Annotated in this window: 13 protein-coding genes; 3 read left to right on the forward strand and 10 right to left on the reverse strand. The window is 63.2% G+C overall.

All coding sequences use genetic code 11. The features are described from left to right. Nucleotides 1-189: 189 nt before the first annotated feature. Nucleotides 190-2,094, reverse strand: a complete 1,905-nt coding sequence (locus PQR27_RS29175; protein WP_408527056.1) for an ATP-dependent metallopeptidase FtsH/Yme1/Tma family protein — start codon at nucleotides 2,092-2,094, stop codon at nucleotides 190-192. A 171-nt stretch (nucleotides 2,095-2,265) separates the two neighbouring features. Here PQR27_RS29175 and PQR27_RS29180 point away from each other — a divergent pair, with 171 nt between their 5' ends. Further along, nucleotides 2,266-2,541, forward strand: a complete 276-nt coding sequence (locus tag PQR27_RS29180; RefSeq protein WP_408527057.1) for a hypothetical protein — start codon at nucleotides 2,266-2,268, stop codon at nucleotides 2,539-2,541. A 372-nt stretch (nucleotides 2,542-2,913) separates the two neighbouring features. Here PQR27_RS29180 and PQR27_RS29185 read toward each other — a convergent pair whose 3' ends face one another. Then, nucleotides 2,914-3,207, reverse strand: coding sequence for a hypothetical protein (locus PQR27_RS29185; protein WP_408527058.1), 294 nt, complete (start codon nucleotides 3,205-3,207; stop codon nucleotides 2,914-2,916). 297 nt (nucleotides 3,208-3,504) lie between these two features. On the opposite strand from PQR27_RS29185, the gene PQR27_RS29190 reads away from it, so the two are divergent. Both PQR27_RS29190 and PQR27_RS29195 read left to right on the forward strand, forming a co-directional pair. After that, on the forward strand, nucleotides 3,505-4,530 hold the full coding sequence (locus PQR27_RS29190; RefSeq protein ID WP_408528334.1) for a helix-turn-helix transcriptional regulator: 1,026 nt from the start codon (nucleotides 3,505-3,507) through the stop codon (nucleotides 4,528-4,530). 219 nt (nucleotides 4,531-4,749) lie between these two features. Further along, on the forward strand, nucleotides 4,750-5,373 hold the full coding sequence (locus PQR27_RS29195) for an ABC transporter ATP-binding protein (RefSeq protein WP_408527059.1): 624 nt from the start codon (nucleotides 4,750-4,752) through the stop codon (nucleotides 5,371-5,373). On the opposite strand, the gene PQR27_RS29200 is transcribed toward PQR27_RS29195, so the two are convergent. The 8 genes from PQR27_RS29200 to PQR27_RS29235 form a co-directional block, all read right to left on the reverse strand. Beyond that, the gene (locus PQR27_RS29200; protein WP_408527060.1) at nucleotides 5,370-6,350 is read right to left on the reverse strand and encodes an O-fucosyltransferase family protein; all 981 of its coding nucleotides are present in this window, start codon (nucleotides 6,348-6,350) and stop codon (nucleotides 5,370-5,372) included. The genes PQR27_RS29195 and PQR27_RS29200 overlap by 4 nt on opposite strands. Nucleotides 6,351-6,564: 214 nt before the next feature. Then, nucleotides 6,565-7,899, reverse strand: coding sequence for a sensor histidine kinase (locus tag PQR27_RS29205; protein WP_408527061.1), 1,335 nt, complete (start codon nucleotides 7,897-7,899; stop codon nucleotides 6,565-6,567). Beyond that, nucleotides 7,896-8,636 (reverse strand): response regulator, encoded by a 741-nt coding sequence (locus PQR27_RS29210; protein ID WP_408527062.1) that lies wholly within the window; start codon nucleotides 8,634-8,636, stop codon nucleotides 7,896-7,898. Before PQR27_RS29210 ends, PQR27_RS29205 begins: the two co-directional genes overlap by 4 nt. Nucleotides 8,637-8,643: 7 nt before the next feature. Further along, nucleotides 8,644-8,766, reverse strand: a complete 123-nt coding sequence (locus tag PQR27_RS29215) for a hypothetical protein (protein WP_408527063.1) — start codon at nucleotides 8,764-8,766, stop codon at nucleotides 8,644-8,646. Next, nucleotides 8,763-9,137 (reverse strand): GFA family protein, encoded by a 375-nt coding sequence (locus PQR27_RS29220; protein ID WP_408527064.1) that lies wholly within the window; start codon nucleotides 9,135-9,137, stop codon nucleotides 8,763-8,765. The genes PQR27_RS29215 and PQR27_RS29220 overlap by 4 nt, the downstream gene beginning before the upstream one ends. A gap of 203 nt (nucleotides 9,138-9,340) precedes the next feature. Next, nucleotides 9,341-10,147 carry a TauD/TfdA dioxygenase family protein gene (locus PQR27_RS29225; RefSeq protein ID WP_408527065.1) on the reverse strand — a complete coding sequence of 269 codons (807 nt, stop codon included), beginning with the start codon at nucleotides 10,145-10,147 and terminating at the stop codon, nucleotides 9,341-9,343. Nucleotides 10,148-10,242: 95 nt separating this feature from the next. Continuing rightward, nucleotides 10,243-10,986 carry an amino acid ABC transporter ATP-binding protein gene (locus PQR27_RS29230; protein ID WP_408527066.1) on the reverse strand — a complete coding sequence of 248 codons (744 nt, stop codon included), beginning with the start codon at nucleotides 10,984-10,986 and terminating at the stop codon, nucleotides 10,243-10,245. Between the two features lie 7 nt (nucleotides 10,987-10,993). Then, nucleotides 10,994-12,100 carry an amino acid ABC transporter permease gene (locus PQR27_RS29235; RefSeq protein ID WP_408527067.1) on the reverse strand — a complete coding sequence of 369 codons (1,107 nt, stop codon included), beginning with the start codon at nucleotides 12,098-12,100 and terminating at the stop codon, nucleotides 10,994-10,996. Nucleotides 12,101-12,115: the final 15 nt, after the last annotated feature.

Raw genomic sequence — 12,115 nt, forward strand, 5'->3', positions numbered from 1 at the left:
AAATCCGCGCAGGGATGACTTCGTGAGTCAGCAGCGCGTGAAGGAGCGCCGCGAGTACCAGTATAGGCCGCAAGACCGGAAATATCGGACAAAAGCGCGGCGGATTATAACGACAGTGCGGCTGCTTTCTTGCTGTCCCGATCAGGCAAACAGCCGCGCCTCGAGCGTGACTGAAAGGGCAAAATCGGCTTACGCCGCCTCAGGCTCATGCACGATTTTCAGCGCGCTTTTGTGTTCCCTGATCAACCGGTAAACCGTTTCGCCCGGGACCGTTTCATGCTCAAGCAGTTCGTCGGCGATGGCGCGCAACACGGGCTCGTAGGCATGCAGAAGCCCATAGCATAGTTCGTTCAACTCCTTGAGCAGAACGTTGGCCTGCTCGATCGCACCTTTCATCTGCAGGCCCGCGTATTGCTGCGGCAGCGCGGCGAGACTGAACAGATCGCCGTCGCTGTTAAAGCCGAACTTCGACACCATGTCGAGACTGATGCGTGAGGCCTCCTGCAGATCCGAAGCGGCTCCACTCGACGCTTCGGAGAACGTGAGAATCTCAGCGTTGCGACCGCCGAGCAACACCTGGATTTCGTTGCGGATTTCGGTTTCGCGATACAGATGCTTGTCTTGCGCCTTGGTAATGAGCGCGACACCCAATGCGCCGCCTCGCGGCAGGATCGTGACCTCTTCCAGCACCCCCGTGCCGAGCACCGCGGCGACCAGACCATGCCCCGCTTCGTGCACCGCGATGCGTGTGCGCTCGTCTTCGCTCAGCGCCCGCTCGGCGCCGCTCACGTCGCCAATGCGCGCGATCTTGATCGCCTCCATAAAATGCTTCGAGGCGATTTCCGTGTCGCCGGCTTTGCGCGCAACCAACCCTGCCTGATTGACCACCATCGCAACCGTTGCGGGCGACAGGCCGGTGGTGAGGCGAGCCAGCTGGTCATAGTCGATGTCAGCGGCCTTCGACTTGAGCTTCTGCGCATAGAAGCGAAAAATTTTCGCGCGGTCTTCGCGGTCCGGCAAACGGACCTGCACGGTGCGATCGAAACGGCCCGGCCGGCGCAACGCTTCGTCGAGATTGTCGGGATGGTTGGTGGCCGCAACGATGATGACGCCTTCGTTCGAAGCGAAGCCGTCCATTTCCGCGAGCAGCTGATTGATGATGCGGTTGCTCTCGGCTTCGACCGGACCGCCGCCGGTGTCGGTACGTTTGGCGAGACCGTCGGCTTCGTCGATGAAGATGACCGTGGGCGCATTCTTGCGCGCGAGTTCGAACAGGTGCTTGACCTTCTGGATGCCGACACCGTAGTACTTCGCGCTGAAATAGCTGCCGGTGATCGAGATGAAGCTCGCACCGCATTCGCCCGCGAGCGCCTGGGCGAGGCGCGTCTTGCCGACACCCGGGCCGCCGACCATCAGAATGCCGCACGGGGCGCGCACGCCCATGGAGGTGAACTGCTTCGGATTCGACAGATAGCCGCGTATGTCCGCCAGCGCGGCCTTCGCTTCGCCCGCGCCGATCACGTCGTCAAAGCGCAATACCGGGGCCTTGCTGAGGAGCTTTGCGCCGCCCTTCATCTCGCGGCGCATGAACCAGATCATGCCGCCGATCAGCACGAGCGGAAGCAGCACGCTGATGGCGTCGCGCGTCTGGTCGAGCACCTGCATCCAGCGCGACCCGCCGGTGCGGATGTCGGCATCGGGCAGCCACACGAGCTGGTAGGAGGCGGACTCATCCGATTTGGGCTCGCCGAGCAGCAGCGCATGCGAGAAGGTCGCATTGTGATCGGTGACGAAGTATTTCGAGCCGTCGCGCTTGGACACCAGAATCGCGCTCGGGCTGACGCCGATTGCCACGACATTGGCGTCGTGGATATCGCGCAGCATCTGCGAAGCGTCTTTTTCCTGACGGGTCCACGCCGACGTGTCGTGCCGCATCTGGCTCGCCACACCGGTTAGCGCCGGCGCCGCCTGCGCTTCGCGCTGCTGATACTGCCACGCGCTGAATGCGAGCAGCGCTGCGATAAGCGCGACGCTAATGGCAATGGCGATATTGCGTGTGCGTTTGTTCCCAAGCGAGTTCTTTCCCGGCTTCATGAGTCACTTCCAAAAACGGGCCAAAGCAGGGCCCAAAACTTGTCAAAATCAGATGGCGGCGGTCGGCGGGAGAGAATCGGCTGATACGACACCAGGCGTAATCGGTAAGAAGGACACCCAACAATATGTCCCTTTTAACGGCCCGCACACCGATCAGTATGGCGGTGCGTCATGCTTTCCAAGCCCCAGAAAAGACCCCTTATCACCGTCAATCCGGCGCTTTGCGGTCGTCGAATATGGGGAGCGAATCGTGCGATGAAAAGCGCCGGCGCGCTGCTCCGGGGCACAGTTTATCAGCCCTATATTCGCTGCGTATTTTGCATACCTACTATTCATTTCATTCTGCTAAAACCGGTCAAAATTGCAGCTAATCCTCAGACATTGAAATCCCCCGCAGGCCGCAAAATAACCGGCAAACAGCGTCTATCTGGATTTACTCTGAAATGACGTGAATGGATGCGGCAGCAGCCCGGATAGGGCGCACGGTATGAAGCGGATGGAGACAGCGGCGCGGATTCGCACGGCTGGTGGGTAAGAATTCGCGCATGCGTCCGGCCGGGCGATAGTAGCTCGAGGACCACACCCCGTGGTGTTCCCCGGCGGATCGCCCGGCCAGATGTCTGAAAACGCGTTCAGCGAAGGCGCCTTCAGACGTGCAACGGGTCATGCGCCCAAACGGTACGCGGCATCGCGCGGGCCTCTGCTGGACCCTGCGCGTCCTTCGCCGCGCTCTCAGGTTCGTCCGGTTTTTTTGTGGTCGATGCTACGTGGCATCGACCGGTTCCCCCGCTGCTTGCCCTCCTCTGCAATCCTGTTCCTTCAGCCGTGCCAGGCTGCCGTGCGCCGCTTCACGGTGATCCGCGCGTCCCGCTCTAGCAGGTCGAGCAGCCGGCTGACACGATGCCGCTGGCTGGTGACCAGGTCGTGGGTTTCTTCCAGCGCACGGATGCGCTTTTCCCAGTACTCGTGGTCGAGCCTCGCCGTGTCGCCGCCCGCGTCTTCGCGCGAAACGTACTGCACCATGTTTTCCAGGTGCTGTAACTGGCTGTCCACCAGACTGGCCGGACGCCGCCCGCCGCGCCCCGCGGTCGGTTGATTATCTGTGCCGCTCATCTCTCAGGTTCCCCGTGATCGCCAGCCAGGCAAAGCGTGGGCCGCTCACACCCATGGCGCCGTATGGCGGAACGGCGCTCCTTGCTGCGCGCAGTTGGCAATGTTCGACACCGGCGGCCGGATGAACCGGAGCGCCGGGACGTCGGCGAAAGCAGTCTGCATCTAATCATCCGACGTTACCGCGACTTTTTTGATACGCTTGACCGTCCGTCTCAGTTCCGGACGGCCGCGCATGGAAAACGCGCCCTGACAGGCGCGCGCCGACCGGAGCCGCCCCCCGCTCGCAGTGACCAGCCTATGAATCAGCACCCGTCCACACTTCACCCGGCCGCCGAACCCCGCCTCGCCGTCGCGACGAGCACCTTCAGCACCCGTAAGCTGGCCGTCAGCGAGCAGATGCTCGCGTGGCGCCAGCGTGTGGGGCACGTCGTGGACGTTCCGCCGTCCCGAAGCCAGATCGCGGCGGGATTTCGGGGCGATATTGACCGGTATGAGGTGGGCGGGATGGTGTTTACGGACTGCCGCACCGAGGCCATGCTGCTCGAGCGCTCGGTGGCGCGCGTGTCCACCGATTCGCGGCGCGATTACGTCTTTCAGCTGTTCGTGGAGGGCGAAATCGGCCATGTGACGGGCATGCATCGCAAACGCAGCGCGCCCGGCTCGGTGCAAGGTGTGGTGGCGTTCGACCTGAACCAGCCGTTTCGCGCGGAACGGCCCGAATGCCGGCTTCTGAGTCTGTTCGCCCCGGCGTCGATCGTCGACGAAGCGTTTCGCGACGGCGCGTCGATTCATGGCCGCATCGTTCAGCACGGCGCACCGCTGATGGGCGTCGTGTTCGATCACATGACGGCGCTCGCCAGGGAACTGCCGACGCTCGACCCCGCCGCCGCGAGCGAGGCGCTCAATGCCGGCACCCAGCTGCTGGTCGCCGCATTCCGTAAGGAAGCGCGCCTGACGGGCGCCGGCCGCGCCGCCCTCCAGGCCGCGATCATGGGACAGGTGCGGCGCTACGTCGAGGCGAACCTGCACCAGGGCGACCTCACCCCGACGAGCGTCGTTCACGCCCTGCAACTCAAACGCGCCACGATCTACCGCTGGTTCGAGCATGAGGGCGGTCTCGGCGCCTACATTCGCAACCGCCGGCTGCGGGAGGCGGCGGACGAACTGGTCCGCTTCCCGAATCTGCTGGTCACGGAAATCGCTTACGGCCTCGGCTTCCAGAGCGCGTCGGACTTCACTCGCGCATTTCGCCGCGCCTTCGACATGAGTCCGCAGGACATGCGGGCGCGCGCCCTGGACCTGCGGCATCGCCATGCGGCGTAGCGATCAGGTCGGCGGCCAGCCGAACTGACCTGCAGTGACGCTGCACTCGCGCATGCCTTGATAATGACGCGCTTGCCAAGTGGAGAGAGTGACATGCAATTGCGCTGCTAAACTGGCGGACCGCCAGTTTGCCGCACCGTCCGCGCCGCGTGCCGCGATACCGCACGTGATCCACCTGCGTGCGGCGCGCGGCAATTCTTCGTTCACACTCTGCAACCCATGCTTCGATTCGACAACCTTTCCAGGCGCTATAGCGAGCGCATCGTCTTTCAGGGACTGCACGACGACACCACCGCGGGCTGCGTGGCGTTAAACGATGAATCCGGCAGCGGCAAGTCCACCTTGCTCGGCATCCTCGCCGGTACGATCGAGCCCGACACAGGCGAGGTGTGGATCGGCGGCCACTCACTGCGTACCGCACCGCTCGCGGCAAAAGCCGCGCTCACGTACGTGCCCGAAGACTGCATGGTCTATCCGGATCAGAGCGGACGTGAGTACCTGGCGCGGGTGGCGTCGGAGAGGCATACGTCCGTCACAAGCGCAACGTTTGAGTTGGCCGAGCGCTTCGGTCTCACACCACATCTCGAGAAGCGCTTTGAGCAGATGTCGTTTGGCACGCGCAAGAAATTCTTCCTGACCGCCGCCATGCTGGGCGACACCAGCGTCGTGATCGCGGATGAGCCGGCAGGCGGGTTGGACGCCTCGGCGCGCACTGTGCTTGTCGACTTGTTCAGAACGCTGGGCAAAACCCGTACGGTCTTTTTCTCGAGTTACGACACGGCGTTTACCGAAGCTTGCGAGGCGCGAACGGTGTGTTTTGCAGACCTCGGCACGCGTGGCTAACTACACGGATCCAGTTCGAGCTCGGCGCTCTGCACGACCTGTTGCTCGACCCAGAGGCGGCTATCGGGAAACCAGAATGCGTCCGGGCGCGGCGGTGACGCGAGTTTCACCGGCAGTGACGGGTTGAATATCCTGGACCACGCGGACAAATAAGACGGCGTCTTGACGAGGTATCCGCACCTGGACAGGAGCAGGCTCGACACCAACGCCTCACGGCCGATCTCCAGCCCCGGATAGCCGCTGAAATGAATCGGCGTGCTGCCACTGGCGAGCAACTTCGCGGGCGCCACCTTGACGGGCCTGCTGAATGGCCACGTGACGAAGAAGTCGAGAAACGCCCGTTCGTCACTCGATACGAAGATGCTGGTCAGATGCGGATTGTCCGCGAGGGTCGACTCCACCAGACGGCAGAAATTGCTCCATGAAACCGGCACGGCTTCCAGCTTCTTGTCGGTGCCTCTGAAATGCGCGCCAAGGCTCGACGCGCCGACCCCGAGCTTCTGACAGATGAAATTGACCTCGTCGACAATATGCGCGGCCGGCCGGTAGTGAGCGAAAAACAGATCGCTCGCGCTTCTGAGTTGAAGCCGGGCCTCATACCGCTGACGAAAACCCAGCTGAACCAGATCGCGGACCGTCGAGGTTCTGACCTTGTGCGTGGCCGCGCCACCCGGCGAAGTCCGAACGTTCTCGAAGAAGGTCGAGAACCAGTCCATCTTTCCTTCCGGATCACCGTATATTCCGCCGCGCGCGCTGATGCGTGGAGTCAGGTGTTTCTCTTCGCAATACATCAGAATAAACAGGACCATCTGCATCACGGAGAAAAATCCCGAGTTCTCCTGAATCTCGATGGCAAACACACCCTTGTTCAAACGCTGTCTTGCATGAAGTGAGATCCGGCGTGGCATGGCCACAGAATGTTTAAACCCTTCGCTGCGTCGGATCTGTTTCGCCCGATCGACTACCTTTCTCAACATGCCCGACTCCTAATGGCTTAGGTATTCTTTGAAAGGACGCCCGAGGTTTTCGAGGGGTCTCCGCCATAGGCCGAGCGTAACATTTCAATAAAATTTTTCGGGTAAGTTTGGCAGACCTACGTGAGCTAGCGAACAAAGCGCCGGTAAGGTTTTCCCTGGCGGCGACGCCGGACCCTCACGGTGCGTGAGGGTCCGGCCTTCGTTCAGACATGGCTCAGTGCGCGGCTCCATAGCTCGCGTTTTTCAACACGAGCGTGGCTTCAAGGCCGCCGCCGGGACGGTTGCGCAACGACAGCGCCGCGTCCATCGCCAGCGCGAGCTGCCGGGCAATCGCGAGGCCGAGTCCGGTGCCGCCAGTGTGACGGTTGCGCGATCCCTCCAGCCGGAAGAACGGCCCGAAGACCGCCTCCAGCGAGTCCGCCGGGATGCCGGGTCCACGATCGAGCACCGAGATCGTCACCTGGCCGGGCTGCGATGCAGCCACCTTGATCTCGGCCGCGCCACCGAATTTCAGTGCGTTGTCAACCAGATTGCCGACGATCCGGCGCAACGCCTGAGGACGCGTCACGAGCGGTCCAGCGATCTGGCCGTGCAACGTCACATCTTTGCCGGCATCGACATAGTCGCAGACGAGGCTATCGAACAAGGCATCAGGATCGATACGCAAAGGCACCTCGGTCGCGCCGTGCAGGGTACGCGCGTACGTTACGCCTTCTTTTACGAGGCTTTCCATTTCCTTGAGGTCCTGCTGCAGCTTGCTGCCCTCCACGCTGTCGTCCATCACGTCGACCCGCAAACGCATGCGGGTGATCGGCGTTTGCAGGTCGTGCGAAATTGCCGCGAGAATCTGCATCCGTTCGGTCATGTACGTCGCCACGCGGTCCTGCATCGCGTTGAATGCCCGCGCCGCGCGCGCTACTTCGTCGGGACCGTCTTCCGGCAGACGGTCCGCCTTCAGGTCGGGGCCAAGCGTGTCGGCGGCCTGCGCCAGTTGCTTGAGCGGCCGCGTCGCGAGGCGCACCGCGAGCCAGCAGCACGCGGCCAGAACGGCGAGTTGCAAGGCCAGCACCACCGGCAGCCAGCGCGACAAGGGCGCGCCGGACATGGGGCGCAGATCGATGGTCAGCGGCGCGCCGTCGCTCAGACGCAAATGCACCTGGACACGCCCAGGGTCGCCGGGCACCGCATTCGCGGTAAGGGGATAGCGAGTGCCGATCCCGTCCGCAATCGACTGCGCCGCGCGCGCGGTGAGCCGCGCATCCGGCGGTCCGCCGCTGACGCCCGGGCCGAGAATAAAGCTGTAGCTGCGCCGCTCCAGCCGGGGCAGCCAGGCCGCACGCTGACCAGGCGGCAAGTGATCGAGCAGGGCAACCGAACTTGCAACCTCGCGCTGGATGTAGCCCATCATCACGTTGGTCATGGACTGGTCGCGTTCGGTCATGGTGAGCCAGAACGACATCGTCTGCGCGAGCGCGAGACCGACAAACAGAATCAGCGCCAGTCGTGCAAACAGCGTACGCGGCCAACGCAGCAACGCATGGGTGTTCATTGCGGGCCTTCGATCTGCGTCACCGCCGCGGAGAACACATAGCCCTCGCTGCGCAGGGTTTTGATGTAACGCGGTTCGCGCGCGACGTCCTGCAGGCGCTGACGCAGGCGGCTCACCAGCAGATCGATCGAGCGGTCGAAGGCATCGGCCTGGCGGCCCTGGGTCAGGTTGAGCAACTGTTCGCGCGTGAGCACGCGCTGCGGATGATCGAGAAACACGCGCAACAGACGGTATTCCGCACCGCTCAATGCCACCATGGTGCCTTCGGCATCGAGCAGGTGGCGTGCGGTGGTGTCGAGCCGCCAGTCGCCGAAGGCCAGCATCTGCGCCGATTCCGTGACCTCCATGCCCGGCGGCAGCATGCGCGTGCGGCGCAGCACGGAGCGAATCCGCGCCAGCAGCTCACGCACCGCGAATGGCTTGGACAGGTAGTCGTCCGCGCCCATTTCCAGCCCGACGATGCGGTCCGCCTCCTCGCTGCGGGCGGTCAGCATCAGCACCGGCACCGCGCGAAACTTGCTTGCGCGCAATTCGCGGCACAGCACGAGTCCGTCCTCGCCTGGCATCATCAGATCCAGCACGATCAGATCGGGTGCGCCCTGCTCGAGCACGGTGCGCATCTGGCGGCCGTTAGCGGCCAGCGACACGCGCATGCCGTTCTTCTCGAGATAGGTGGCAAGCAGTTCGCGGATGCCGCGATCGTCGTCGACGATCAGCACGTGGTCGGTGGTTTCCATCTACGAATCATTCCTTCCTGCGTTTGACCTGCGTGCCGCCCGAGTTGATCGTCACGCACTGCACCGGGTGAGCCATTTCCGTGGCGATCCCACCTGCCAGGAACGCGAAGATTGCCAGCAGGCGTTTCATGCGTCCTCCACCACGGAGAGACTCGCGCCGTCGTTGAGTCCGGCCTCGAGCGTATACGGATCGACGCCTTCCAGGCAACCGATGTTGACGCGCCAGCCGTTCGGGTCCATGCGTGTCTGATGGAACGGATAGATGCCGCAATGCTTGCAGAAGTAGTGCTTCGCCACTTGTGTATTGAACTGATACAGCGTCAGCGCTTCTTCGCCGCTCAGGATTTTCAGGTCACTGGCGGGGAACAGCGGTGTCATCAGCGCGCCCTTGCGCCGGCACAGGCTGCAGTTACAGCGCAAGGCCGGCGCGACGGCGGTACGTACTTCAAAGCGGACGGTTCCGCAATGACAGGAGCCTTGCAACGGCGATCCATTGTTCATATCTGTCTCCGTGAATAAGCGATGACTGCTTTATAGCCCAGCTTGCACGGCGATTTGTGTCCCAATGTATCTGGTCCGGCGCAGTACACAAAACGTTGCACACAAGGGCTTTCACGGATGAAAACCAGATACCGGCCCGCGCCTCCCAACAAGCGCCAACAGGGCAGCTCAAGGCGCGCAGACAGGCGGCGCGCGGGCCCCGCTCAGGTCTCGATCGTCACGCGATGCATTTCGCGCCGTTCGCCGTAGTAGTCGTTGATCGGCAGATGCTGCGTGCTGCGGTTGTCCCAGAACGTCACGGTGCCTTGTGCCCAGCGCACGCGGCAGGTGAACTCGGCCTGCGTCGCGTGCTGGAACAGGTAGTCGAGCAAGGGCCGGCTCTCCTCCACTGTCATGTCCTTGAAGTGCGTCGTGTAGGTGGAATTCACATACAGCAGCTTGCGGCCGGTTTCCGGATGCACGGTGAGCACCGGATGCTCACCGCGCGCGTTGACGAGCCGCAGCGGCTCGACCGGCAAACCGGTCACCGGATCGACTTCCGGCACCGGTGTCTCGTGAATCGCGACCAGCGTTTCGAGCATGGCCTTCATGCCGGCGGAAAGCCTTTCGTAGGCCATATACATGTTGGCGAACAGCGTATCGCCGCCCTTCTGGGGCGTCTCGATCGCATACAGGACCGAACCGAGTACCGGGCGCTCGAGAAAGGTCACGTCGGAGTGCCACTTCTCGCCGAACACGCGCCGGTCTTCCTTTTCCTTGACGACGCGCAGCACTTCGGGATGCCCATCGAGCGGCCTCGCCATGATGTACGGATGCACGTGCAGCGGCCCGAACTGTCGCGCGAAATTCTTGTGCTGCTCGAGCGAGAGCCGTTGCTCGCGAAACACGATCACCTGATAGTCGAACAACGCGCGACGTACCGCCGCAAGCGTATCCGGCGGCAACGCCACCGACAGATCAATGTCGAGAATTTCGGCACCCAGCGCGCCGACCAGCGGTTGAATCTTCATGCTTCGTCTCCGGTGTTTCAGGCGCCGCTTCAGGGCCACTTCGGGGCCACTTCGGGGCCACTTCAAGGCCGCTGCTGGCGCCACTTCAGGCAATGCTACAGCCGGCCCGCTTCGATGATGCGCTGCAGGAATGCCCGCGTGCGCTCGTTTTGCGGGTCATCGAACATCTGCTGCGGCGGTCCTTCCTCATGGACGCGGCCCTCGTAGAGGAAACAGACCTTGCTCGCCACTTCGCGCGCGAACGCCATCTCGTGCGTGGCAAGCAGCATTGTCATGCCTTCCGCGGCAAGGTCGCGCACCATGCGCAGGACTTCGGACACCAGTTCGGGATCGAGCGCCGAGGTGATTTCGTCGAGCAGCATCACGATCGGCCCCATCGCCAGCGCGCGGACGATTGCAACGCGTTGCTGCTGACCACCGGAGAGCCGGTCGGGAAAGGCGTTCGCCTTGTGCTCCAGGCCGATCCGCTTGAGCAGCGCCAGCGCATTGGCCTCCGCCTCCGCGTGGTCGATCCCCAGCACGCGGATCGGCGCGAGGGTCACGTTCTGCAGCACCGTCATATGCGGGAACAGGTTGAAGCTCTGGAAGACGATGCCGATATCGCGGCGCAGCGCGTCGACGTCGACCCCGACGCCGGTCATCCGGTCGCCGCGAATCAGGATCTCGCCGCCGTCGATCGGCTCGAGCCCGTTGATACAGCGCAGCAGCGTGGACTTGCCGCAGCCTGACGGCCCGATCAGGCACACCACCTGATGTTCGTCGACGTCGAGCTGCAAGCCGTCGAGCACCGTGTGCTCGCCGTAGCGTTTGTGGATATCGCGGATTTCAATGAGCGGCATATACGCCTCACATGCCGCTGGCGAGCCGGCGGCGCTCGATCAACCGGTCGACGAGGCGGGTCTGCGGAATGGTAATCACGATGAAAATGAACGCCACGGTACTCACCGCCGACAGGTTGAAGTGGTTGCTGGCGATGATCTTGGCCTGGTTGAACGCATCCATCGAGCCGATGATGTTCACCAGCGCCGTATCCTTCTGCAGGCTGATGAACTGGTTCAGCAGCGGTGGGATCATGCGGCGCACCGCCTGGGGAATCACGACGAAGCGCAGCGTCTGTCCATACGACAATCCGAGCGAACGGGAAGCGGCGGTCTGACTCCAGTGGATGCTGTCGATGCCGGCCCGATAGATTTCCGCCACATACGAGCTCGACGTCAGCGTCAGGGCGATGATCGCGAAGGTTTCGGGCGAGAGGTCTTTCAGCACCGGCAGACCCGTCAGCGAGATACCGAAGCCGACCAGGTAGATCGTGATGACGGCGGGCAAACCGCGGAACACGTCGATATAAGTGACCGCGAGCGCGCGGATCGGACGGCCCGCGGGGCCCGGCGCCATGCGCGCGACGGCGAACACCAGCCCGACGATCAGCACCAGGATCTCGGCCACCACGAAGATATGGATGTTGGTCCAGAACGCCTTCACGATGAGCGGCAGCGTCTCGGACATCAGCGGCAACATGAAGAACGTACGGCTGACGGCCAGATCGTTGGCAATCAGGAACTGGATCACGGCCAGGATTACCGCACACGCAACGGCAAGACTGATCGAAATCCAGGTGTCGCCGCGCGAAGCCACGGCGGCCACCCGCGCCGCCACCAGGTCGCCGCCGGCGACGGCGCGGCGCGCCTGGCGTGCAAGGCGCAGACTGCGCAGCGCCGGCACGAGCGGATACAACGCGCCAATGCCGAGCAGCACGAGCAGCGCGAGGACCGCCCTGCCCGTCACCTCGAGCGTCGCCAGCGCCGCGCGCAGATCGAGCAGCGTGCGCCAGCTGCAGGCTGCTATGACTATGCCGATCGCAACAGCGATCGCCGCGCCCCGGGTGGTGTCTTTCGGTGGCGCGCGAAAGTGCCAGCCGCGCTCGGCGGCCACAGAGGGTTCAAGCTCTCGCATCCGGTGGGCTTCGCG

The organism is Paraburkholderia fungorum (assembly GCF_046027215.1).
Classification (GTDB): domain Bacteria; phylum Pseudomonadota; class Gammaproteobacteria; order Burkholderiales; family Burkholderiaceae; genus Paraburkholderia; species Paraburkholderia fungorum_D.